Source organism: Treponema porcinum (assembly GCF_900167145.1).
Classification (GTDB): domain Bacteria; phylum Spirochaetota; class Spirochaetia; order Treponematales; family Treponemataceae; genus Treponema_D; species Treponema_D porcinum.
The window spans coordinates 39,495-62,458 of the sequence record NZ_FUWG01000014.1 but is presented as its reverse complement, the minus strand read 5'-3'; the positions used below and the strand labels follow the sequence as shown (position 1 = coordinate 62,458).

Annotated in this window: 24 protein-coding genes; all 24 read left to right on the top strand. The window is 43.3% G+C overall.

The annotated features are described in order from the left end of the window. Positions 1-40: 40 nt before the first annotated feature. The 24 genes from B5D55_RS09420 to B5D55_RS09305 all read left to right on the top strand — a co-directional run bounded on the left by B5D55_RS09420 (position 41) and on the right by B5D55_RS09305 (position 22,960). Positions 41-241 (top strand): flagellar FlbD family protein, encoded by a 201-nt coding sequence (locus tag B5D55_RS09420; protein WP_078933796.1) that lies wholly within the window; start codon positions 41-43, stop codon positions 239-241. 1 nt (position 242) lies between these two features. Next, positions 243-1,025, top strand: a complete 783-nt coding sequence (locus B5D55_RS09415) for a motility protein A (protein WP_078933765.1) — start codon at positions 243-245, stop codon at positions 1,023-1,025. 13 nt (positions 1,026-1,038) lie between these two features. Beyond that, positions 1,039-1,767 (top strand): flagellar motor protein MotB, encoded by a 729-nt coding sequence (gene motB, locus B5D55_RS09410; protein WP_078933764.1) that lies wholly within the window; start codon positions 1,039-1,041, stop codon positions 1,765-1,767. A gap of 48 nt (positions 1,768-1,815) precedes the next feature. Then, positions 1,816-2,361, top strand: a complete 546-nt coding sequence (locus B5D55_RS09405) for a flagellar basal body-associated FliL family protein (protein ID WP_078933763.1) — start codon at positions 1,816-1,818, stop codon at positions 2,359-2,361. A gap of 28 nt (positions 2,362-2,389) precedes the next feature. Further along, on the top strand, positions 2,390-3,433 hold the full coding sequence (gene fliM / locus B5D55_RS09400; RefSeq protein WP_078933762.1) for a flagellar motor switch protein FliM: 1,044 nt from the start codon (positions 2,390-2,392) through the stop codon (positions 3,431-3,433). Then, positions 3,430-4,614, top strand: coding sequence for a flagellar motor switch protein FliN (gene fliN, locus B5D55_RS09395; protein WP_078933761.1), 1,185 nt, complete (start codon positions 3,430-3,432; stop codon positions 4,612-4,614). The genes fliM and fliN overlap by 4 nt, the downstream gene beginning before the upstream one ends. A gap of 82 nt (positions 4,615-4,696) precedes the next feature. After that, positions 4,697-5,350: a FliO/MopB family protein gene (locus B5D55_RS09390; protein WP_078933760.1), complete on the top strand. Its 654-nt coding sequence runs from the start codon at positions 4,697-4,699 to the stop codon at positions 5,348-5,350. 1 nt (position 5,351) lies between these two features. Next, positions 5,352-6,179 carry a flagellar type III secretion system pore protein FliP gene (fliP, locus tag B5D55_RS09385; RefSeq protein ID WP_078933759.1) on the top strand — a complete coding sequence of 276 codons (828 nt, stop codon included), beginning with the start codon at positions 5,352-5,354 and terminating at the stop codon, positions 6,177-6,179. A gap of 19 nt (positions 6,180-6,198) precedes the next feature. Continuing rightward, on the top strand, positions 6,199-6,468 hold the full coding sequence (gene fliQ, locus B5D55_RS09380; protein WP_078933758.1) for a flagellar biosynthesis protein FliQ: 270 nt from the start codon (positions 6,199-6,201) through the stop codon (positions 6,466-6,468). A gap of 38 nt (positions 6,469-6,506) precedes the next feature. After that, positions 6,507-7,316, top strand: coding sequence for a flagellar biosynthetic protein FliR (fliR, locus tag B5D55_RS09375; RefSeq protein ID WP_078933757.1), 810 nt, complete (start codon positions 6,507-6,509; stop codon positions 7,314-7,316). Next, positions 7,313-8,413, top strand: coding sequence for a flagellar biosynthesis protein FlhB (flhB, locus tag B5D55_RS09370; protein WP_234975419.1), 1,101 nt, complete (start codon positions 7,313-7,315; stop codon positions 8,411-8,413). Before fliR ends, flhB begins: the two co-directional genes overlap by 4 nt. Positions 8,414-8,436: 23 nt before the next feature. Further along, a complete protein-coding gene (locus B5D55_RS09365) occupies positions 8,437-10,641 on the top strand; it encodes a flagellar biosynthesis protein FlhA (RefSeq protein ID WP_078933756.1) in 2,205 nt (734 codons plus the stop codon). 14 nt (positions 10,642-10,655) lie between these two features. Continuing rightward, positions 10,656-11,936 carry a flagellar biosynthesis protein FlhF gene (locus tag B5D55_RS09360; protein ID WP_078933755.1) on the top strand — a complete coding sequence of 427 codons (1,281 nt, stop codon included), beginning with the start codon at positions 10,656-10,658 and terminating at the stop codon, positions 11,934-11,936. Further along, positions 11,936-12,835 (top strand): MinD/ParA family protein, encoded by a 900-nt coding sequence (locus B5D55_RS09355; protein WP_078933754.1) that lies wholly within the window; start codon positions 11,936-11,938, stop codon positions 12,833-12,835. Before B5D55_RS09360 ends, B5D55_RS09355 begins: the two co-directional genes overlap by 1 nt. 70 nt (positions 12,836-12,905) lie before the next feature. Continuing rightward, a complete protein-coding gene (locus B5D55_RS09350; RefSeq protein WP_078933753.1) occupies positions 12,906-13,697 on the top strand; it encodes a hypothetical protein in 792 nt (263 codons plus the stop codon). A gap of 29 nt (positions 13,698-13,726) precedes the next feature. Further along, complete coding sequence (gene whiG, locus B5D55_RS09345) at positions 13,727-14,530, top strand: RNA polymerase sigma factor WhiG (protein ID WP_078933752.1); 804 nt, start codon at positions 13,727-13,729, stop codon at positions 14,528-14,530. Positions 14,531-14,532: 2 nt separating this feature from the next. Further along, positions 14,533-16,497 carry a FapA family protein gene (locus tag B5D55_RS09340; protein ID WP_078933751.1) on the top strand — a complete coding sequence of 655 codons (1,965 nt, stop codon included), beginning with the start codon at positions 14,533-14,535 and terminating at the stop codon, positions 16,495-16,497. After that, a complete protein-coding gene (locus B5D55_RS09335; protein ID WP_078933750.1) occupies positions 16,497-16,829 on the top strand; it encodes a hypothetical protein in 333 nt (110 codons plus the stop codon). The genes B5D55_RS09340 and B5D55_RS09335 overlap by 1 nt, the downstream gene beginning before the upstream one ends. A gap of 3 nt (positions 16,830-16,832) precedes the next feature. After that, complete coding sequence (locus B5D55_RS09330) at positions 16,833-17,573, top strand: hypothetical protein (RefSeq protein ID WP_078933749.1); 741 nt, start codon at positions 16,833-16,835, stop codon at positions 17,571-17,573. After that, positions 17,573-18,628, top strand: a complete 1,056-nt coding sequence (locus B5D55_RS09325) for an aldose epimerase family protein (RefSeq protein ID WP_078933748.1) — start codon at positions 17,573-17,575, stop codon at positions 18,626-18,628. Before B5D55_RS09330 ends, B5D55_RS09325 begins: the two co-directional genes overlap by 1 nt. Positions 18,629-18,730: 102 nt before the next feature. Continuing rightward, positions 18,731-19,351 (top strand): V-type ATP synthase subunit E, encoded by a 621-nt coding sequence (locus B5D55_RS09320; RefSeq protein WP_078933747.1) that lies wholly within the window; start codon positions 18,731-18,733, stop codon positions 19,349-19,351. Beyond that, complete coding sequence (locus B5D55_RS09315; RefSeq protein ID WP_078933746.1) at positions 19,351-19,896, top strand: DUF2764 family protein; 546 nt, start codon at positions 19,351-19,353, stop codon at positions 19,894-19,896. Before B5D55_RS09320 ends, B5D55_RS09315 begins: the two co-directional genes overlap by 1 nt. Then, positions 19,893-21,662 (top strand): V-type ATP synthase subunit A, encoded by a 1,770-nt coding sequence (locus B5D55_RS09310; protein ID WP_078933745.1) that lies wholly within the window; start codon positions 19,893-19,895, stop codon positions 21,660-21,662. Before B5D55_RS09315 ends, B5D55_RS09310 begins: the two co-directional genes overlap by 4 nt. Further along, a complete protein-coding gene (locus tag B5D55_RS09305) occupies positions 21,662-22,960 on the top strand; it encodes a V-type ATP synthase subunit B (RefSeq protein ID WP_078933744.1) in 1,299 nt (432 codons plus the stop codon). Before B5D55_RS09310 ends, B5D55_RS09305 begins: the two co-directional genes overlap by 1 nt. Positions 22,961-22,964: the final 4 nt, after the last annotated feature.

The window sequence follows — 22,964 nt, the reverse complement described above, 5'->3', positions numbered from 1 at the left end:
AACACTTGACGTTATTTTAATTACAGGCGAAAATTGTAAAATGATTGAAGTTATGCGGTTGGACGGGAAAAAGTATTGGGTGAATCCGCACATGATAGAAAGTATGGAAGAAACTCCTGATTTAACGCTTACAATGCTGTCGGGAAAAAAACTCATCATCAGAAACTCTCCTGCCGAGCTGATAGAAAAAATAATTTCTTATCGCAGAAATCTGGGAATCAATTCGCAAGAGGTCTTGTAAAATGGATATTGCAACAATAATCGGTATTATAGGCGGTGCTGCCTGTATTGTTATGTCAGTTCTGACATCCGGCGGTACGATGGGCGGAATTATTGATATTCCGTCTGTTTTTATGACCGTCGGCGGTTCTTATGCAGCTATTTTTATTGCTGCTCCTATAAAAAAGGCAGTTGGTCTTTTCAAAGTTATGGGAAAGGCTTTTAAAGTTCCTGATTTTGGTGAAAAGACGATTATTACGAAAATGGTTGATTTGTCCAACAAGGCACGCCGAGAGGGTATTCTTGCACTTGAGGACGGTCTTGATGACCTTGAAGATCCTTTTATGCGGAACGGGCTTCGTCTTGTAGTAGACGGTACGGACGGTAATGTTATCCGTACGATTATGGAAAACGAGATGAATCAGATAGAAGCGCGTCATATGGACTGGATCGGAATTCTGAACGCCTGGGCAGGATTTGCACCGGGTTTTGGTATGATGGGTACGGTTCTTGGTCTTATCGGTATGTTGAACAACCTTGAGGACAAGTCGTCGCTCGGTCCTAATATGGCTGTCGCCTTGATTACGACTTTGTACGGTTCTATGATGGCTAACTGGCTTATTGCGCCGTTTTCAACAAAGCTGCTTGCGCACAATGCAATGGAGATGCGCTCTAAAGAAATGATTATTGAGGGTGTCCTTGCCATTCAGGCAGGTGAAAACCCTCGCATTATGGGACAGAAACTGCTTACGTATCTTGATCCGGTTACACGGAAAGTCATAGAAGCTGACGTATTGAAAGATTAAGGATAAGTTAATTATGGGAAAGAAAGCTAAGGAGCCGGAAAAACCGTCATCAGCCTGGCAGGGTACGTATGGTGATATGATTACGTTGATGCTCTGCTTCTTCGTAATGCTCTATAATCCGTCAGAGGTTGACGTTACTCAGCTTGCTACAATTACTCAGTCATTGCAGATGAATGAAACGGAATCTGTTTCCGGTGGAATGTCTTTGTCTGCGGGACGGCTTTCTGATTTGGGAAATAATATAAATTCACTTCCGGCTCTGGAGAAAGGACGTTCTCTTGGGCTTGCAAAGAAGAAGGCAGTCAGTCTTTTTGCGCCGGACGTAAAGTCAAATAAAATTACCATTACAAGCGACGAGCGCGGACTTGTAATTACGCTTGCCTCCGACAGTTTTTTTAAAGAGGGAAGTGCGGAACTGAATATAGAGGAAACGCGCGGAACGCTCCTCAGGCTTTCTGAATTTTTCAAGCTTCCTGAGCTGGCTAAACGCAGTTTCCGAATTGAAGGGCACACGGACAGTACGCCTGTTGCTGAATCATCGCGCTTTGAGAGCAACTGGGAACTGTCTGCGGCGCGATCTATGAACGTACTTCATTATCTTGCTGATTACGGCGCGGACGAGAACCGGTTTTCCATTGCCGGATACTCAGATACAAAGCCTAAGTTTTCAAATGATACGCCGGAGGGAAGGGCGTATAACAGGCGCGTTGATATAATAATTCTTGATGAAGGACATTTTTAGTAGTATACTGTTTTAAATTTAAAATATTCTTTTTTCCGGGAGGGGAAAATGGCAGACGACGGTCTTGACGGTTTGGATGATGGCAGCGCAGCTGGAATGCCTGCTAAAAAAAGTGGTTTCGGCGGATTGATTACTTCTCTTTTGAAGTGGATTGCAATTGCGCTTGGAGCCGTTATTCTTATAGTTGTCATTGTTGTTGTAACTATGAGGATTGTTAATAAGAACTCTTCTGGAAACGTTGCGATTCCTATCAGCGATGAATATGCCGTTCAGCGTGAAGTTCTGGACTGGTATACTTCACTCGGTGCTATCAGGACAAAATCAAGCGATGAAATTCCGGCTAGCGTTGTTGTTGACATAGCGCTTGGTTATAAAAAAGACGATAAGGCGACTTCCACTGAAATTACGCAAAGAAATATTGAACTCAAAGACTTTTTGCGCCGATATTTTACAGAGAAGACTATTGCTGAATTAAAACCTCAGAATGAACAGAAACTGAAGATTGAGCTTCGTAATGCAATCAATGATGAAATTCTGAGTACGTCAAAAATCAAGGATATTTCGTTCTTGCAGCTTGATGTCATTGAGCAATAATCTGCAGTATTTTCAAGGTGGATTTTACATGAACGAAGTTCTGTCGCAGGATGAAATAGACCAGCTTCTGACTGCCATTAGTTCCGGTGATTCGGAAACTGATGAGTTTAAGCCGGTCAGTGATACACGAAAGATAAAAATTTATGACTTCAAGCGTCCTGATAAATTCTCAAAGGAACAGTTGCGTACCGTTTCAAATATGCACGAAACGTTCGCCCGTCTTACGACAACCAGTCTTTCCGCACAGCTTCGAAGTCTTGTTCATGTACACGTTGCTTCTGTAGATCAGCTTACGTATGAGGAATTCATACGTTCTATTCCTAGCCCGACGACTCTTGCCGTAGTAAATATGGATCCGTTGAAAGGAAATGCTGTTCTTGAGATAGATCCTTCGATTACGTTCTGTATGATTGACCGTCTGTTTGGCGGACGCGGAGTAACTGCAAATAATAAAAATAACAAGAGCCGGGATTTAACTGATATAGAGCAGTCTGTAATGGAAGGCATTATCGTCCGCGTTCTTGCAAATATGCGCGAGGCATGGACTCAGGTTATTGATTTGCGTCCGCGTCTCGGGCAGATTGAAACTAATCCTCAGTTTGCGCAGATAGTTCCGCCTTCGGAGATGGTTGTCCTTATTACTCTTGAAACTAAAGTAGGAGATGAGGAAGGAATGTTGAATTTCTGTATTCCTTATCTTACTATTGAGCCGATTATTTCAAAGCTGTCTTCCCAGTACTGGTTTTCTTCTGTTCGCAGAAGTTCTACGACGCAATATCTGGGAACGTTGAAAGAAAAGCTTGCTTCCGTTGATATGGATGTGGTAGCTGAAGTCGGTTCTATAAATATACCGGTGCGTGATGTTCTTTCTTTAAGGACAGGGGATATTGTGCGTCTTTCAAATACAAAAGTGGGAGATCCGCTTGTTCTCAGCGTCGGAAATAAGAAAAAATTCTATTGTCAGCCTGGTGTTGTCGGCAAAAAAATGGCAGTTCAGATTACTGGCAAGTTGGAAGATGTGACTGCGGATGATTTTGAGGAACTTTCCGTAGAAGGAGATGATTCATTATGAGTGATGGTGCTATTTCACAGGATGAAATTGACGCTTTGCTTTCTGGAGTATCCGTTGACGGCTTGAATTCTTCCGGTCATGTTTCTGGTGGACCTGCTGTTAATATTGATACGGATGCACTTTTGAAATTTGCGGAAAATCTGAAAGAGCCGCTTGTTCAGAAACTGAATAATATGACGGGTGCTTCTTTTTCCGGCGGAGAACCGATTGTAGAAGCTCTTGACCGTGATGCCCTTTTGATAAAGCTGCCGGAAGTTGTTGTTTCCGTAACGTCTGATTTTTCCAGCGGTCTTTCAGGGGATCATCAGTATATTCTTGCGCCTGAGTTTGCACAGAAACTAGTAAATCTTATTTCAAAAGAAGATAATGCTGATTTTGACGATATGGCTCTGTCCTGTATTTCTGACGTTGTGTCAATGCATACAGGTTCGGAAGTTGACGAACTTGGAAAAACTGGAAAATTTCCGGGACTTGCCTGTAATCCTGCCGAAGCAGTAAACAATCCTAAGGCAATGATACGTATTCCGCAGAATAAATTTGCGCTTTTCAGCTATCCTTTGACTTTGGAAGGACAGGGCTATACATTCTGGGAAGTTATAGGCGGTTCTGCTGCGGAAAAAATCGGCAATGCATACGGCGGAGGGGCTGCTGCCGAACTGGAGGATGTTTCTTCCGTATCTGATATGGGAATGAATCAGGGAATGGCAATGGGACAGCCTCAAATGGGGATGGGAATGAATCAGATGCCGATGGGTATGAACCAGATGCAGATGGGAATGCCTCAGATGGGTATGGGAATGCCGATGGGACAAATGGCTATGCCGCAGGGCGGTATGGGAATGGCTCAGAATATGGGCAACATACCGAACGTGCAGACGCTTCAGTATCCTAATCTTCAGGGCGGAAATATTGGCGGTGAGCAGGGCAATATAAGCCTTATTATGGACGTCTTTATGGAGATGACCGTAGAGCTTGGCCGTACAAAGAAACAGATAAAAGATATTCTTGGTATGGGTGAAGGTACGATTATCGAGCTTGATAAACTTGCCGGTGAACCTGTCGATATTCTTGTAAATCATAAGCCGATTGCAAAAGGTGAGGTTGTCGTCATTGACGAAAACTTTGGTGTCCGCGTAACGGAAATTCTTTCACCGATGGAACGTGTTTCTGATTTACGGTAGATGTGATTGAACAGGAGAAAAGGCTTTTGTAAGGGGAATACAGAAGCCTTTTCCGTAATAATCAAACTATGGGTGGGAAAAAGTGTTCTATTCTAAAAAAGCGTGCGCCTTTCTTTTAGGCGCTTTGTTTCTTGTCTTTTCAGGATATGCGCAGGTTTCTGCGGAAAAAACTGTTCCGCTTTTGACCGAAAATTCTGCGGAAGAGTCATTTCCGTCTGATGATGCCAGTGCGGAGAATGCAATTCCGTTTGGCGAAACTGCGGACGGTCAGCAGGAAAGGTCTTCCCGGTTCGGTACGTTTTTTCTGTTTTTGCGGATGATTATCGTTCTTGGCATTGTCGTTGCGTGTATATATGCCGTTATGTGGTTTATGAAAAAAAGCATTCGCGGCGATTCTGCGGCGGACGATCCGTTTTTAAGGAAAGTTTCTTCCGTTGATCTGGCAGTCGGCAAGTCCGTACAGGTTGTAACTCTTCTTGATCACGCTTATATCGTGGGTGTTTCTGACAATTCCGTAAATCTTATAGGGGAAGTTTCTGACAAGGAACTTGTTGATGCTATGAATTTATACGCGGATGAACAGCAGAATGTAAAAAAGCCGCGTACTTTCTCTGATATTCTTGACATTTTTATGCCGAACGGACCTAAGGATAACGGCGGCATCCTTTCCGGCACTCAGGCAAAAGTTTCCGAACTTTTGAAAAGACAGCACGACCGTTTGAACGGCGGAGAATAATATGAAGAAATTACAGTTCAGGCTTCCGCTTGTATTTTTCTTTTTGCTGATATGCGCTGTCCGCCCTGTTGTTGCTCAGTCCGGCACTTTTCCAAACGGTTCTGCCGAAGGTACTGCGCAGATGAGCCGCAACGTCCGCCCTGCTGAAATTCCTAATGTTAGCATTCAGATTGCAGAGCCGCGTTCCGGTCAGGAAGTTGCTTTTTCCGTGCGGCTTCTTGTCATCCTTACGGTTCTTACTCTTGCACCGAGCCTTCTTATTCTTGTTACGTGTTTTCTTCGTTTTTCAATTGTTCTTGATTTTATTAAGCGCGCGCTTTCCTTGCAGCAGGTTCCGCCGACGGCAGTTCTTAACGGAATTGCTTTTTTTATGACGCTTTTTATTATGTGGCCGACGTTCTCGCAGATATATAATAATTCGTTCAAGCCTCTTTCTGACGGTGAGATTGAGATAGAAACTGCAATTCGCAATGCGGAAGAACCTATCCGCGTGTTTATGGAACGGCAGATTGGCAGGGATACAAGTTCTCTGAATATGTTTATGGGAATGGCAAAACTTCCAAAACCGAACAACTGGTCTGACGTTCCGACATACGTGCTTATTCCGTCGTATATTCTTCACGAACTTACTGTTGCATTCAAGATAGGCGTTATTCTGTATATTCCGTTTATTATCATAGATATGGTTGTTGCAAGCATTCTTATGAGTATGGGTATGATGATGCTTCCGCCAGTACAGATTTCTATGCCGTTCAAGCTGATGCTTTTTGTTCTTGTTGACGGCTGGGGGCTTTTGACGACCCAGCTGTTTAATTCTGTTCTGAAGTAAGCGGTGCCGGGAGGAACGTATGAGTATAGGAACTGTTGTTAATGTAATGCGCAGCGGAATTTTTCAGATTTTCATTCTGATTTTGCCTGTCTTGAGCGCGGCACTGATTATCGGTCTGATTGTAGCAATTTTTCAGGCGACGACATCAATTCAGGAGCAGACCCTGACTTTTCTTCCGAAGCTGATAGTCATTCTTCTTGTGCTTGCACTGCTTAGCGGCTGGATGTTTTCTGAACTGCGCGATTATACGGTGAAGCTGTTTGAGATGATTCCCGAACTGGCAAAATGATTTTTGAATGACGCCCGGCGTTTGTAAGGAAAACAGATATGCTTGATGAAATCGTAAGCAAAGCGCCTCTTTTTCTGCTTGTTTCAGCCAGATGCGCTGCGCTGCTTTTTACGCTTCCTCTTTTTTCTATGCGGACAGTTCCAAAGGCTGCAAAAATTGCTCTTGCAGGGTATATGGCGTTCTTTCTGATGGGGAGCGCTGATTATTCTGCATACGGCGCGGTTCTTTCTGTGGAGGACGGCGCATTCAGTTTGTATTACATTATGCTGCTTGCGGGTGAGGCACTTATCGGTGTTATAATCGGTTTTTTCGTTTCTATGATTTTTGCGGCGTTCAGTACGGCCGGACAGTTCTTTGCGTTCCAGATGGGATTTAGCGCAGCTTCTGCCTATGATGCGCTTTCTCAGGTTGAAAATCCGCTTATGGGTCAGTATTTGAATTTGATTGCAATGCTTGTGTTTATGCAGACTCAGTGGTTTCAGAAACTGTTTTTAAAAGGTCTTGCAGGCAGCCTGACAAGCCTGAATGTGTTTGAACTTGTTTCCGGCAGGGAAAGGCTTGTTTCGTTCCTTCTGAAAGGACTTTCAAATCTTTTTGCAGATGCGCTTCTGATTGCACTTCCGATAATGGGAACGCTTCTTTTGATAACGGTCTGCACGGGACTTCTTTCAAAAGCCGCTCCGCAGATGAATCTTCTGTCAGAGGGGTTTCCGATTATGATTCTTCTTGCGTTTCTTATTATATGGCTGTTGTTTCCGTCACTATGTGATTTTTTTATAGAGTCGTTTTCAACGGGAATTGACGAACTTATGCAGGTGATTTCTGACATAGGAGGCGGCAGTCAGTGAGTTTTCAGGATATTGACCTTCAGTGGTTTGCCGCTGAGGACGAAGGACGGACTGAGGAACCGTCGGAATATAAATTACGCAAAGCCCGCGAAGAAGGAAGGATTCCTAAAAGTCAGGACTTGAACAGTTCTGTCGTTTTTTTTGTAACGGTCATTCTTCTGATATTTCTTGCAAAATCAATTTTTATTTCCTGTACGGAGATTATGAGGATTTTTTTTACGCGCTGTACGGAAAATAACGTTGCTTCTCCTTTTTTTGCGTATGTTTTTTTCCGTTATTTTATGAAAATTATTCTTCCCGTTTCTCTTTCTGGAATTACAGCAGCGGTTTTAAGCAATATTATTCAGAATAAGGGATTTCTGTTTACGTTCAAGACGATTACTCCGAAATTCAGCAAGATTATCCCGAAATTCGGTGAATATTTTAAGAATACGCTTTTTTCCGTAAAAGGCGTATTTAATATTGTAAAGTCACTTGGAAAAGTTGCTGTGATTGTCGTTATTGCCTATTTACTTTTGAAAAAAGACATTCCGGATCTTCTTATGGCAATTAAGTCTGCTTCAATTTCTCTTGCCGTTACAAAAATTGCAGAAATGGCAGCACAGCTGATTGTCATTGCCGCCGTAATTTTCATTCTGATTTCCATTCCGGATTATTTTGTGAACCGCCGTGAGTTTATGGAATCTATGAAGATGACTAAGTACGAAGTTAAGCAGGAGTACAAGGAGATGGAGGGGGACCCGGAGGTTAAGGGACGTCTTGAACAGGCGCAGAGGCAGATGATGACGCAGAATATGCCGAAAGCCGTACGTGAGTCCGATGTCGTAATCACTAACCCGACGCATTTTGCCGTTTCGATGAAGTATGAGCGCGGCGTTGATGATGCTCCTAAAGTAACGGCGAAAGGGGCGGATGAAATTGCATTTCAAATCAGGCGCATTGCAGCGGAAAATAATGTTCCGGTTGTGGAGAACAGACCTTTGGCGCGCGGACTCTATACAGATACGGAAGTTGGTGATATAATACCTGATAAGTATCTACGTGTACTTGCAGACGTATACGCAGAAATTATGAAATATAACTCGAAGAAATATTAGAATTTGCAATGGGTGGGGACTTAATGGCAAACGAAAATAGGAGATCGTTTTTACAATTTTTAATGCAGAATTTTATAGGTGTTGTGGCTGTTGTCGTAATACTTATGCTCGTTTTGCCCCTTCCAAAAAGTTTTATTGACGTTCTGATGACGCTCAACCTTGCTTTTTCAATAATCATTCTGCTTGTTGTTGTGTATACTCCGCGTGCGTCAAGTTTTTCTTCTTTTCCACAGATAATTCTTTTTGTAACGCTTTTCGGTCTTGGAATTAACATTTCATCAACAAGGCTTATTCTTGCGGCGGACGGATCGCGCGGAATAAATGCGCTCCGCAGTAATCAGAGCGCAATGGTGCAGGCATTTGCGAATATTGTTGCCGGTGACAACATTGTCATCGGTTTTGTAATTTTTATTATTCTTATTGTCGTTCAGGTTCTTGTAATCACAAAAGGTGCAGGCCGCGTAAGTGAAGTTGCCGCGCGCTTCACCCTTGATTCAATGAATCAAAAACTCTTTGATATTGATAACCAGCTTAACTCCGGCTACATTACGGAAGATGAGGCGAAGCACTTAAAAGATGAAATCCGCCGCGACATCGACTTTTACTCCAATATGGACGGTTCATCCAAGTTTGTTTCAGGAAACGTGAAGGCCGGTATTTTCATTACGGTAATAAACCTTGTCGGCGGTTTTATCGTCGGAATGGTGCAGAACAATCTGTCGTTTACGGAATCCCTTAATCTGTATGCGCATCTTACTATTGGTGACGGACTTCTCAGTCAGCTGCCGTCGCTTATGCTTTCGTTTGCAACTGGTATTCTTGTAACCGGCGATAAATCGGAGGAGAGTCTTGGTGAAAAAATCATCAAGGAATTTACTATTGACGGTACTGTTTATGAGATTGTCGGAGCGGCGCTCGTTGTAATGGGCGTTGTATTCCATAATAATACGATGATATATCTGCTGCCAGTGGGCGGTCTTTTGATTTATTACGGTTTCCGCCTTTCAAAGCAGAAATCTGCCGAACTTGCAAAAGCTGCTGCTGCGGAGGCTGCGGCAAAAGCTGAAGGTGCAAAAACTGCCGGAAGCACGGAAAATGATTCTGTTGCACCGCTTGATCCTCTTTCACTTGAGCTTGGATATGCGCTTATTCCGCTTGTTGACAAGGAGAAAGGTGCCGAACTGCTTGAGCGCATATCGCGTATCCGCCGGGAAGCCGCGCTTGATATCGGTCTTCCAGTTCCTAAAATCAGGATTATTGACAATATGAATCTTGACCCTAACGAATACAGTTTTAAAATCCGTGGAATTGAGGCAGGAAAAAGCAAAATCCGGCTGGGCTATTATATGTGTATGAATACCGGCTCGGTAACGGAGGAACTTAAGGGCGAGACTACAAAAGATCCTGCGTTCGGTATGCCGGCAATCTGGGTTCCTGAAGAGCAGCGGAGCGAGGCGGAACAGGCTGGTTATGCAGTTGTAGATCCGCCTACGATTATCGCTACGCATTTAACTGAAACAATCCGCGCACACGCTTCCGAGATTTTAGGACGGCAGGAAGTTTCGCTTTTGGTAAATGAAGTTAAGAAAACTAATCCGATTGTCGTTGATGAGGTGATGAACGGCGATAAATTCAAGTTCTCTTACGGCGATATAGAAAAAATATTGAAGGGTCTGCTGGATGAGCAGGTTTCTATCAGGAATATGGTCGTCATTCTTGAAACTATTGCAAACTACGGTTCTATAACGACAAATACCTGGGAACTGGTTGAAAAAGTCCGGGAATCGCTTGGCTTGCAGATATGCCTTCAGTATGCAGATGCCGACAGAAAAATTCGCGTTGTCAATTTGTCGCAGGGCTGGTCGCAGAAATTCCTTGACCATGCGCAGTTTCCTTCTGACGGTTCAAAGCCGTTTGCCGCGTTTGACCCGGTTGACGGCAGGGCGTGGATTCAGTGTGCAAGTTCTGCGCTTCAGGAAAGCCGCAGTCAGGGGTATATGCCGGTCATTATGTGTTCGTCTGTCATAAGGCAGCTGGTTCGTTCTTCAATAGAAAGGGAAATGCCGGGTGTTGTTGTTATTTCCGAAAAGGAAATTCTTGCGGCAGGAAACAGCATAGGGGTTGTAGTTCTTGGTGAAATAACTGAACAAAACGGTTATTCTGGTGAAGGCGAAAGTAATGCCGTTAATTATCGGTCTGAAGTGCCTGGTGAAAAAACTGAACGGTAAGGATTTGTGTAAAGATGATGAATAACGATAAGGGTGAAACAGTGCTTACTATCAGGGCAAAAAATATTGAGGAAGCCCGTGCTCAGCTTTGGAATGAGTACGGTAACGATTATTCCATCATCAGCAAGCGTAGCATTCCGCAGACTGGTTTGTGGGGGCTTATTCGCCAGAAAGAGATTATTGAAGTGTCATATATTGTAAAAAACAGGAATTCTGCTGTTCCTCCGCAGGCGGACAGGTTATTTGCGCCTTCTGTTGACGAAACCGGCATTGCAAAAAACGATGATTTTTTACGAAACAGAGACGAAATTCTCAAAAAGAATACTGGTTCTGTAGAAAATGCTATTGTCAGTACGCAGATAAGCAATTTGTCAAAGCAGATAGAGGAACTTGCCGAACGTGTAAAATCCGGTACTGCCGTTGCAGGCAGTGACATTCATCCGTCAATACAGCGTATACAGGAACTGCTCGGTGATAATGAATTTACATTCGGCTATATTCAGGAAATCACTGAGAAACTCAAAAAAACTTTTCCCTGGGATGATCTTGAAGATTTTTCAAAAGTTCAGCGTGCCGTAGTGGATTGGATTGGCGAGTCAATTTCGATTGCGCCCGAAAAAGTTCACCGTAAGCCGCATGTCGTTATTCTTGTAGGACCTACCGGCGTTGGAAAAACAACTACTCTTGTAAAACTTGCGACAATGTTTATGCGTGCGGCAAAGAAAAACAATAAGACTTTGAATTTCTGCTTTATTACGACAGATACAATGCGTGTCGGTGCGATGGAACAGCTTTCCAGATTCGGCGAGGTTATAGGCAAGAACGTACTCAAGGCGCAGACGAATGAGGATGTGCAGAAATTGTACGAAGAATACAAGGATTATTCCGATGCGATTTTTATAGACACCGGCGGCTACGGTCCGAATGACGCACAGCATCTTGCTGATATGAAAACTATGCTTTCCGTTCAGGGAATGAACCCTGATGTGTATCTGACGGTGACAGCTTCTACAAAAGCACGCGACCTTAATACGATTATGCAGAATTATGAGCCGTTCGGGTATCAGTCTGTAATAATTACGAAATGCGACGAATCGGAGCAGTACGGCAACGTAATCAGCGTGCTTCACGAGCGCCATAAAAGCATTTCATACATAACGAACGGACAGAAGATAACTCAGACAATCGCGAAAGCGGACGTTGTGGAATTTCTAAAGCGCCTTGAAGGCTTTGCAATAGACAGAGTTCATATTGAGGACAAATTCAATAAAGATGATATACTTGGAGAACAGTAATGGAAGAGCAGGCAGACGATCTAAGAGAATTGATGAACAGCGATTTTTCAGATGCAATAAGTACAGAATCTAGAAATTCGGCTGACAGTAACCACAAGACGCGTATTATTGCGATAACCAGCGGAAAGGGCGGCGTAGGAAAGACAAATGTTGCTGTCAATATGGCGATTGCCTATGCTCAGCTTGGAAAAAAAGTCATTCTGATTGACGGTGACCTGGGTATGGCAAACGTTAATGTTCTTCTGAATGTAGTTCCGCAGTTCAACCTGATGCACGTAATCAACAAGAAGAAAACGATGAAGGAAATTATCCTTGATACCGAGTTCGGAATTAAATTTATTGCAGGTGCAAACGGTTTTTCTAAAATTGCCAATCTGAGCGTTGAGGAACTCGGGTATTTTGCAAAGCAGTTCAGTACTCTTGGAAATGCAGATATTATCATTATCGATACCGGCGCAGGAATTGCGAATAACGTACTTCAGTTCGTTGCGGCGGCAGATGAAGTGTATGTCGTAACGACGCCTGAGCCTACTGCTATTACCGATGCGTACGGAATTATAAAAATAATTACGACGGAGATTGTTGACCGTCCTGTAAACCTTAAGCTTCTGGTAAACCGCGTACATTCTGCCGACGAGGGAAAGCGTATTTCTGACCGGATTATTACTATTGTAGGTCAGTTCCTCGGCTATAAGGTGGATTATATCGGCTTTGTGTATGATGATCCTGTTGTACAGGCGTCTGTAATCAGGCAGAAGCCGTTTATCGTAGTTAATCCGACTGCAAAGCCGTCAGTCTGCCTTAAGCATATTGTCGGACGCATAGAAAAAACTGATACGTCAGGAAATGATGGAGTATCGAATTTTCTCAAGAAATTCCTTTCAAAAAAGAGTAAATAGAAAAAAAGACTGTATTTTTGAAAAGAATTGATATATACTATTTTGTATTGATTTTAGACGGGAGGTGGAAATGAAAAATGTAAAATTTATAGCCGGATTTTCAATTTTCGGTTTTCTGCTTTCCCTTATTTCCGGATTGATTTCTCATTCTTCGCCGGCAGGAGTAATTTTCCTGCACGCATTGATTTTTGCGCTTGTCTTTGCTTTTCTTGCAGTGGGACTCCAGTTTGTCTTTGAAAAAGTACTTGATATTGACTGTCAGGCGGATCAGTCTGCCGGTACGGAGGCTGTGTCTGCTTCCGGAACTGGCTCTGAAAAACATTCCGTTGATTTTTATGTAGAAGACGAGGAACTTTCTGATGATGATAATGACGCCCAGTTTTTTGTAGGAAACAATCATCAGATGCTTTATGATGACGATGTTTCTCCTGAAAACAAAAATCCGTCTGCTGAACAGGAAGATTCTTCCCTGCAGGAAGAAATTGCCCGCCAGAACGGAGATTCCGCCGGTTTTGTTCCTGTGTCGCTTGTGGAAAAACCTGATACGCTTTCCGGTACGGAAGCAAAATCAATGAATGAAATAAAAAGCAATGAGAAAAAAGCGGAAGTGTCTGACAGTTTTGAAGCATCTCCGTCTTCGGATGATAATGAACCTCTGGATATATTGCCTGATCTTGAATCAATTTCAACGTCGGGCATTTCCAGTGTATCTGTTTCGGAAAATTCTGAACCTGATGCTGACGGAGCATTTAATCCTTCCGGTCATTCCGGTCAGGAAAAAAGCGCTGATGAAATTGCGGAAGGGCAGGACGCTGCGGTAATGGCAAAAGCAATAAGTACCCTGCTTGCTAAAGATAATTAATTCCAGATTCTGGTTAAGGTAAGGAACGTATGGAAGAAGATATTGAATTGAAATCTGTGAATGATGAGAAAGAAGAAGATTTGCTTTGGGAAGAATTCAAGAAAACTAAATCTTCAAAATTACGGGATAAATTTATCCGCCAGTATATGCCTTTGGTGAAATATGTTGCCGGCAAGATTGCAGTAGGAATGCCGAACAGCGTTGAATTTGATGATTTAGTCGGATTCGGACAGTTCGGATTACTTGATGCAATCAATAAATATGATCCGGATAAAGGCGTTAAGTTTAAAACATATGCGGTAACAAGAATTCGCGGAGCGATTTTTGATGAACTTCGCCAGATTGACTGGGTTCCGCGTTCTGTCCGTCAGAAATCGCGCGAGATTGAGGACGCAATTGTTTCTCTTGAAGCCCGACTTGGACGAACGGCTACTGATGCGGAGATTGCGCAGTCGCTTAAGATGAGCGAGGACGAATATCACCGCACCGTAATGAAAGTTTCCGGTACTAGTATTCTTTCCCTAAATGAAGTGTGGTATTCCGGCGATGATTCTGACAGTATGTCTATCGGTGACAGCATAGAATCTCCTTCTAGTATGAATCCTGATGTCATTGCCGAGCGCGAGGAAATCCGTAAAGTCATTATTCAGGCAATAAACGAACTTCCTGAAAAGGAAAAAATGGTAATAGTTCTGTATTATCATGAAGATTTGACGTTTAAAGAAATCGGCGAAGTTCTTGATGTAAGCGAATCAAGAATTTCACAGCTTCATACAAAGGCGAATCTGCGGCTCCGGGCAAAACTTACGAACGTCCGCAAAGGAATTATGTAACAATGGTTTCTATTGAGAAAATCCGTGAAGAAATGCAGAAGCGTCTCAGCATAGATTCGGAACTTCATCACGTGGAAGTCAATGCCTCTACGATAGATGAAGCGCTGGCTGATGCATCCGTTCAGCTTGATATGAAGACCAGCTGCCTTGAATACGAAGTAGTTGAACGCGGCAGCAACGGATTTCTGGGAATAGGAAAAAAGCCCTGGAAACTGAGGATTTATCAAAATCCAGAGTCAATTATGAAGGCAAAGGCTGCTTCTGAAGACGACTTGTTTGCTTCAGGAACTTCCGGAGAAGCTGACCGTGATGAATCTCGTGACGGACTTTTCTATGTGCGGAGATTCGGTACTTCCATAATGCTGAAAGTTCTTCTTCCCGTCGGTAAAGGTCGTCCTATTGATGAAAAAGACGTTCTTGCCCTTGTTCAGCGTGCTGACACTGAATTTTTTGACCAGAAAAAAATAGAGAAATTCTTGAAAAAAGGTACGGACGAAAAATACGAAGAAATCGGACTGTACAAGCATATTTCCGCTTCGGATGCCTCTATTTCCGTTGATATTTCAAAGGATGAAATGCACGGTACGATAGTTGTCGATCCGCCTGCAATGAGCGGTGCAGATGTTTCTGCCGAACAGATTGAGGCTGCGTTGAAAGCGCAGGGAATTGTCGCCGGAATAAATATGGACAGAATAAATGAGTTTGTTGACAATCCTATATATTCTTCTCCTTTTGAGGTGGCTTCTGCTATCTTGCCGGAAGACGGCAAGGATTCATATCTTTCGTATAATTTTGAAATCGACCAGTCTAAGCTTAAGGCGCGTGAATCTGCTGAAGGAAAAGTTGATTTTAAGGAGCTGAACCGCATTCAGAATGTTGTAAAAGGGCAGGTGCTTGCAACAAAAGTTCTTGCAACGCGCGGACACGGCGGAAAAACTTTGTTTGGAAGGTATCTTGAAGCGAAAAACGGCAAGGATATTCCCGTTCAGCTTGGTCAGAATGTTGATTTTGAAAAAGATGGCGTAACGATAGTTGCAAAAGAAGACGGTCAGGTTCTTCTTGTGAACGGCAAGATAACTGTCGAGCCGATTTTAAATCTTGATGCGGTGAACATAAAATCAGGAAATGTTAATTTTCTTGGAACTGTCATTATCCGCGGAAATGTTGAGGACGGATTCAGCGTAAAGGCTTCCGGTGATATTGACATCGGCGGAACGGTCGGAAAATCCGTTATAGAGGCGGACGGAAACATCATCATTCATCAGGGTGTTTTTGGAAAAAACGAAGGGCATATCAAGTGCGGAAAGTCACTTTGGGTAAAATTCGTGCAGGAAATGAAGATTGACGTTGAGGAAAATCTTGTTGCGACAGATTCCCTTATGAACTGTGATGTTTCTGCAATGAAAAATATTGTTGTTTATGGAAAAAAAGCCCAGATAACAGGCGGAAACCTGTTTGCTACGGAGGAAATCTGTGCGCGTACGGTTGGTTCTGCCGGCGGAGGAACGACGACTACTTTGACGGTAGGCGTAGATCCGCGTGCAAAGAAAAAACTTGACGAACTTCTTGAAAGTCAGAGCGTTCTTGTCAAGGAACTGGAAAATCTTGATCTTGACATTGCTACTCTTGAAAATCAGAAAAAAATCAGGCGTTCCCTTCCAAAAGACAAAGAGGCAAACCTTCAGAAACTCGTCACGCGTAAACACGAGATTATCGGAGAGTCCAAGTCGATGTCTAAGGAAATCGAATCTTTGCAGGAGCATTTAAGGGAATTGAAGGCTGCCGGCAGGGTAAAGGTTGAAGGAATTACATATCCGGGAACAAAAATCTACGTGCGTGACGTCCTTGATGAAATTCATACGGAAGTGAAAAACTGTACGTTTTATTATGAAGCGTCATTTGCAAAGCGCGCAAAATATGAGCCGCCTGTACTTGACGTTTCAAAAGGACCGGAAGGATATAACTGATGGGACTGCAGCCGATTGACCTTCAGACGATGTATTCTCAGCTTTCAAATGTGGCACGTCAGGCTGCACATCAGCAGCAGGGAGTACAACTTTCTGAATCAATGCAGCAGGCAGGAATTATCCGTCAAAATCAGGAACAGGCAGAAAAAGTACAACAGGCAGAAGAACAGTCAAAGTTGGGCGGAATAAATCAGAACGGCAAGAATAACTCCGGGCAGCAGCAGAAAAAAAAGGAAAAAAGTCCGGACGAACAGGACTCTGAAGCGGAGAATACAGCTCAGAACAGGCTGAAAGAATCATATTTGGGTCAGCATATTGATATAACGAGGTAGTTTATGGTGTATCTTGTAGTTTTTCTCTGTGTGTTCAATATTGTAACGTGGCTGCTTTTTCTCAGGAATTTTAAAAAACTTTTTACGACGGACGGCATCATCGAGGCTGCAAAAAGCGAATGCAATAAAATTGTTACGGATTTAAATCGCAACGCAGACAGAAACATAACTTTAATTGACGGAAAAATAAATAATCTTCAGGGACTTATAAAAGAAGCGGATAGAAAAATCAGGCTGCTTATGGATCTGGAAAAGCAGGGTGCTGAACTTTCTGAATTTCAGAGTAAACTGTCAGGTGCTCAGTCTGCGGCAAGATCCGGGGGCGCATTGAAAAAAGCGCTTGATGCCTACGGAAAGGCAAAAGTTCCGGGAGCGCCGGGATTTTCAGGTCTGGGAAATGCTGCTGCCGTTTCCGAAAAAACTGTTTCCATTACGGAAAGCGGACGGAATGAACTTAATGCCGTTGCCCAGAAAACGCTTTTTGATGACGAGCCGCAGGAAAATCCTGTGCGTGCAGACACGGCGGTAACTGTAACGCCGGACGGTGCTTCCTATGCAGAAATTCCTGTAGTGACTCCAGATGTTTTTGTCAGGGAGAAGCCGGTTCCGCTTTCAAAAACTGATTTAAAATCAGAAATGCTTGCTCTTTTTGACTCCGGTATGTCTGTAGAGCAGATTGCGCAAAAGCTTTTCTGTTCAACTACTGAAGTTCAGTTTGCTTTATCTGTGGAGAGAGATGTTTAATGCGTTTTAAAAAACAGTTTTTCGGGACTCTTTCTGATGGTCAGAAAGCCAGTTTGTTCACCGTTTGCGAAGGCGGTGTTTCTATGTCTGCCACTGATTTTGGCTGTGCCCTGACATCGCTTGTCATTACCGATCCGCACGGAAAGCAGACTGACGTAGTGCTTGGATTTTCTACTCTTGACGGATATGCGCGCAGCTGGGGAAGTTTCGGCGCTGTTATCGGGCGGTATTCAAATAAAATAAGCGGTGCATCATTTTCGCTGAACGGTAAGAAATTCCAGCTTTTTGACAACTGCGGCGGCAGCTGCCTGCACGGCGGTTTTCCGCGCTGGGAAAATACTCTATGGAAGGGAAAATTCATCAGGCGGAAGGGTGCTTCCGGCATTCAGTTTAGGAATGTATTTTCTGACGGCTATCAGGGATTTCCTGGTACTCTTTCTGTTACGGTGGAATATCTTATAGATAAAAATGCCGTCCTTACGATGTGTTTCCGCGCAGAAACAGACAAGGCTACTCCTGTGAGCATAACAAATCATTCGTATTTTAATTTAAGCAGTGCAGGCGATATCCGTAAAAACGTACTTCAGTTATTCTGCTCAAAAGTTCTTGAAACAGCGGACGGAAACATTCCTACAGGAACAATGATTGACGTACGGAATACGCCTTATGATTTCCTTGAACCTAAAGAAATTGGCGCAGATTTTGACAAAATGCCCGAAGGATACGATGACTGTTTTGTAACTGATGCTTTTTCTCCTGATTCCGGAATTCCGTCTGCACAGTCTCCGCTTGTCCGCGTTGCAGAACTTAGTGATTTTTCTTCCCGTATAAAAATGTCCGTTTCTTCAAATGCAGAGGGCGTCCAGCTGTATACGGCGCAATTTGTAAAATATCTTCCCGGAAAATATGGTGCCTGCTATATGCCGTTCAATGCAGTCTGTCTTGAAACGCAGAATTTTCCTGATTCCCCGAACAGACCGGAATTTCCGTCAGTCATTTTAAATCCGGGACAGATTTATACAGGCATAACAGAGTATAAATTTTCATTTTTCTGACAGGATTTTTTATTTATAAAATTTTTTTATTTCTGTTGAAAAATCGGGTTTTTAGTATTATCGTTATTGTATACATTTTTGAATGACTTAAGTGGGGTAGAAATGGATATCCAATTACAAGAGTTAATTGACAAGATTAAAAAAGATGGTGTTGCAACCGCTGAACAGCAGGCTTCCAAGATTATAGAAGAAGCTGAAAAAAAGGCTGTTGCAATAATCGAAGATGCACAGAAAAAATCAGATGAATTAGTAAAGAATTCTAAGGCAGAAATTGCACGGCTTGAAAAAGCAAGCGATGATGCCGTAACTCAGGCGTGTCGAAATATGCTTCTGGAATTCAGGGATTCACTTGTTTCTGAACTCGATTCGTTCGTGCAGTCGGAGTGTGCAAAAGCATATTCAGCAGATATGCTCAAGACGCTTGTTCCTGAAACTGTAAAAGCGTGGTGCAAAAACAGCGATGCTTCCGAACTTTCCGTTCTTCTCAGCGAAAAAGACTGCAAGGAGCTGGAAGGTGAGTTCAAGGCTGCCTTGAAGGCAGAACTTTCAAAAGGAATGGAAGTTAAGGCAGACAAAACTCTTTCTGCCGGTTTCCGCATCGGCGTGAACAATGGTGCTGCTTATTATGATTATTCAGCAGAAGCCGTTGCAGATCTGTTCACGGCTTATCTTAATCCTCGTGTTGCAGCCCTTATGAAAAACGCTGCAAAAGGAAATAATTAGTGGCAAATCAATATTATCTTGTTTCACAGCTTCCTGATATTTCTGCTGCTGGGGAAAAATCAACGCTGCCGATAACAGAAAAATATTACCGGGATTTATGTTCCCGATTTCTTGACAGTGAAAGTCTGGCCGTTTTAAATCAGCTTTCTCTGGAAGCGCCTAGAACTGCTGTAAAAACAGGCTCTGCTTTTCTTGACAAATGGTATGAGTTTGAGCGTTGCCTGCGCTATGCATTGTGCCAGGTTCGTGCACAGAAAATGAAGAAAGATTTTGGACCGATACCTGTTTCTTGTACACAGGATATTATTCAGGCTGCTAGAACTGCTGTCGGTATGGACAGTCCTTTGTCTGCAGAACAATTTCTTTTTGAATACAGAATAAATGTATTGAATGATATTCAGCCTTTGGACAGTTTTTCAGTAGATGCCGTCTTTGCCTACGGAATCAGGCTGATGCTCGTTGAACGGATGAAGAAATTTGATAAGGAAAAAGGCACGGATTCTTATCACAAAATCTATGATACTATACTTGGAGAAACGATATGACGGATACAAAAGGAAAAGTAGTCGGTATCAATGGTAATATGGTTTCCGTTGAATTTGACGGAAACATTTCCATGAACGAAGTTGCCTACGTAAACGTTGAGGGCAAAAAATTAAAGGGTGAAGTAATCCGTATTCGCGGAAACGTTGCCCAGATGCAGATTTATGAAATGACGCAGGGGATAAAAGCCGGCGATGTTGTAGAGTTTACAGGAAATCTGCTTTCTGCTTTGCTGGGACCGGGACTTCTTGGTCAGGTGTATGACGGTTTGCAAAATCCGCTGCCGCTTGTTGCGGAACAGGCAGGATTCTTCCTTGAAAGGGGTGTATACGTTGATTCTCTTTCAAAAACTGTAAAATGGGAATGGACTCCGTCCGTTAATCCGGGTGATACAGTTCTTCGCGGCGATTCTATCGGTTCTGTTCCTGAAGGTCCGTTTACCCATAAGATTTTAGTTCCGTTCGGATTTCTTGGAACTTATACGGTTAAGGAAGTAACGCCGGCCGGTTCGTATACAATCAATGATACGATGGCTGTCATTACGGACGAGAAGGGAACTGAGTACAAGCTTACAATGTGCTTTGAATGGCCTGTTAAGCGTGCTGTTGACTGCTATGCAGAGCGTCTTGCTCCTACAGAAACAATGGTTACGAAAACAAGGCTTATTGATACGTTCTTTCCTGTCGCAAAAGGGGGTACATACTGTATTCCTGGACCGTTCGGTGCCGGAAAAACCGTCATTCAGCATACGACTTCTCGCAATGCGGACGTTGATATTGTTATTATTGCAGCCTGCGGTGAACGTGCCGGTGAAGTTGTAGAAACAATCAAGGAATTTCCAGAATTGAAAGATCCTCGTACAGGTGAATCTTTGATGAAACGTACTATTATTATCTGTAATACTTCATCGATGCCTGTTGCTTCACGCGAGGCTTCTGTTTATACATCCGTTACATTGGCGGAGTATTATCGCCAGATGGGACTTCATGTCCTTCTTCTTGCAGACTCAACATCTCGTTGGGCTCAGGCCTTGCGCGAAATGTCAGGTCGCCTTGAGGAAATTCCAGGCGAAGAAGCATTCCCGGCTTATCTTGAATCATATATTGCTGCATTCTACGAGCGTGCAGGATATGTACGCCTTCGCGACGGTTCGTTCGGTTCTGTAACTATCGGCGGCACTGTATCTCCTGCCGGCGGTAACTTTGAAGAACCTGTTACTCAGGCAACACTAAAAGTTGTTGGTGCATTCCACGGTCTTACACGTGAGCGTTCTGATGCGCGAAAATTCCCTTCAATTGATCCGATTGCATCGTGGTCAAAGTACAATGGCGTCGTAGTTGAGCCTAAGGTTGCATTCTCGCGCAATGTCTATAAACGCGGAGTTGAAGTAAACCAGATGATGAAAGTTGTAGGTGAGGAAGGAACTTCTACCGAAGACTTTATCTATTATATGAAGAGTGAATTCCTGGATTACGTTTATTTCCAGCAGAACTCGTTTGATGAAGTTGACGCTGCTGTTACTGTTGAACGCCAGAATTATACGTTCAATAAAGTCCTTGCTGTTCTTGGTTCTGATTTTGACCTTGAGGATAAGGATTCTGCACGTACATTCTTCAACCAGATTCGCCAGAAGTTCCTTGACTGGAATTATATCGAATGGAATTCAGCTGATTTCAAGACTAAAGAGGCTGAAATTGATGCACTGTATGCGTCAAAGAAAGGTACTCTTCAGGCTGAGGCAGCGGCATTGCTCAAGGATGGTGAATAATGAATAAAGTATATAGTAGAATTGAATCCATCGTCGGCAGCGTTATTACAGTACGTGCAACAAACGTTGCATACGGCGAGCTTGCAGAAATCGAGACAGTGTACGGAAAATCACTGGCGGAAGTAAATAAAATTGACGGCGATATTGTTTCATTGCAGGTTTTTGCCGGCGGACGCGGTGTTAATACCGGTGACCACATACGATTCCTTGGACACCGAATGGAAGTCAGCTTCAGTGATAATCTTCTTGGACGCATCTTCAACGGTTCTGCCGAGCCACGCGATAACGGTCCTTCACTTGCTGATAACCTTGTGCCGATTGGTGGTCCGTCAGTAAACCCTTCTAAGCGTATCATGGCGCGCCGTATGATAAGAACTGGTATTCCGATGATAGATGTATTTAATACACTGGTTGTTTCTCAGAAGCTGCCGATTTTCTCTATTTCAGGTGAACCGTACAACCAGTTGCTTGCGCGTATTGCTATGCAGGCGGAAGTTGACGTAATCGTTCTTGGCGGTATGGGTCTAAAATATGATGACTACCTGTATTTTAAGAATACGCTTGAAAATGGTGGTGCGCTTTCAAGAACTGTTATGTTCATTCATACGGCTGCCGATCCGACTGTAGAATGTCAGAAAATTCCTGACCTTTCGCTTGCGGTTGCCGAACAGTTTGCTCTTCAGGGAAAGGACGTTCTTGTTCTTCTTACTGATATGACGAACTTTGCGGATTCTATGAAAGAAATCGCTATCACACAGGAGCAGGTTCCTTCAAATCGCGGTTATCCTGGAGATTTGTATTCTCAGCTGGCAAGCCGCTATGAAAAGGCTGTTGACTTTGATAATGCCGGTTCTGTAACTGTTCTTGCCGTTACGACAATGCCTGGTGATGACGTTACTCATCCGGTTCCGGATAACACTGGTTATATTACTGAAGGTCAGTATTACCTAAAAGGCGGACGCATTGAGCCGTTCGGTTCTCTGTCTCGCTTGAAGCAGAATGTTAATAATTCTACACGCGATGATCATCGTGCCCTTATGGACGGAATGATCCGTCTGTATGCAAACTATAAAGATACCCTTGAGAAAAAATCAATGGGTTTCAATATGAGTGCCTGGGATGAAAAACTGCTTGCATTCGGCAAGGAGTTTGAAGATGAGATGATGGATCTTTCAAAGAATATACCTTTGGAGGATGCGCTCGACCTTGGCTGGAAGATTCTTGCAGACTGTTTTGAACCTTCCGAGACAGGTATAAAATCTGCTTTGGTTGAAAAATACTGGCCAAAAAAGAACTAAGCGG

Excerpts from the sequence above, each read along its gene's own strand:
- fliR (WP_078933757.1), top strand. The coding sequence starts at position 6,507 with ATGCTTGATGAAATCGTAAGCAAAGCGCCTCTTTTTCTGCTTGTTTCA.
- fliN (WP_078933761.1), top strand. The coding sequence starts at position 3,430 with ATGAGTGATGGTGCTATTTCACAGGATGAAATTGACGCTTTGCTTTCT.
- fliP (WP_078933759.1), top strand. The coding sequence starts at position 5,352 with ATGAAGAAATTACAGTTCAGGCTTCCGCTTGTATTTTTCTTTTTGCTG.
- fliM (WP_078933762.1), top strand. The coding sequence starts at position 2,390 with ATGAACGAAGTTCTGTCGCAGGATGAAATAGACCAGCTTCTGACTGCC.
- B5D55_RS09330 (WP_078933749.1), top strand. The coding sequence starts at position 16,833 with ATGGTGTATCTTGTAGTTTTTCTCTGTGTGTTCAATATTGTAACGTGG.
- B5D55_RS09325 (WP_078933748.1), top strand. The coding sequence starts at position 17,573 with ATGCGTTTTAAAAAACAGTTTTTCGGGACTCTTTCTGATGGTCAGAAA.
- B5D55_RS09365 (WP_078933756.1), top strand. The coding sequence starts at position 8,437 with ATGGCAAACGAAAATAGGAGATCGTTTTTACAATTTTTAATGCAGAAT.
- B5D55_RS09420 (WP_078933796.1), top strand. The coding sequence starts at position 41 with ATGATTGAAGTTATGCGGTTGGACGGGAAAAAGTATTGGGTGAATCCG.
- B5D55_RS09405 (WP_078933763.1), top strand. The coding sequence starts at position 1,816 with ATGGCAGACGACGGTCTTGACGGTTTGGATGATGGCAGCGCAGCTGGA.
- B5D55_RS09335 (WP_078933750.1), top strand. The coding sequence starts at position 16,497 with ATGGGACTGCAGCCGATTGACCTTCAGACGATGTATTCTCAGCTTTCA.
- whiG (WP_078933752.1), top strand. The coding sequence starts at position 13,727 with ATGGAAGAAGATATTGAATTGAAATCTGTGAATGATGAGAAAGAAGAA.
- motB (WP_078933764.1), top strand. The coding sequence starts at position 1,039 with ATGGGAAAGAAAGCTAAGGAGCCGGAAAAACCGTCATCAGCCTGGCAG.
- B5D55_RS09320 (WP_078933747.1), top strand. The coding sequence starts at position 18,731 with ATGGATATCCAATTACAAGAGTTAATTGACAAGATTAAAAAAGATGGT.
- fliQ (WP_078933758.1), top strand. The coding sequence starts at position 6,199 with ATGAGTATAGGAACTGTTGTTAATGTAATGCGCAGCGGAATTTTTCAG.
- B5D55_RS09310 (WP_078933745.1), top strand. The coding sequence starts at position 19,893 with ATGACGGATACAAAAGGAAAAGTAGTCGGTATCAATGGTAATATGGTT.
- B5D55_RS09360 (WP_078933755.1), top strand. The coding sequence starts at position 10,656 with ATGATGAATAACGATAAGGGTGAAACAGTGCTTACTATCAGGGCAAAA.
- B5D55_RS09340 (WP_078933751.1), top strand. The coding sequence starts at position 14,533 with ATGGTTTCTATTGAGAAAATCCGTGAAGAAATGCAGAAGCGTCTCAGC.
- B5D55_RS09355 (WP_078933754.1), top strand. The coding sequence starts at position 11,936 with ATGGAAGAGCAGGCAGACGATCTAAGAGAATTGATGAACAGCGATTTT.
- B5D55_RS09305 (WP_078933744.1), top strand. The coding sequence starts at position 21,662 with ATGAATAAAGTATATAGTAGAATTGAATCCATCGTCGGCAGCGTTATT.
- B5D55_RS09350 (WP_078933753.1), top strand. The coding sequence starts at position 12,906 with ATGAAAAATGTAAAATTTATAGCCGGATTTTCAATTTTCGGTTTTCTG.
- B5D55_RS09415 (WP_078933765.1), top strand. The coding sequence starts at position 243 with ATGGATATTGCAACAATAATCGGTATTATAGGCGGTGCTGCCTGTATT.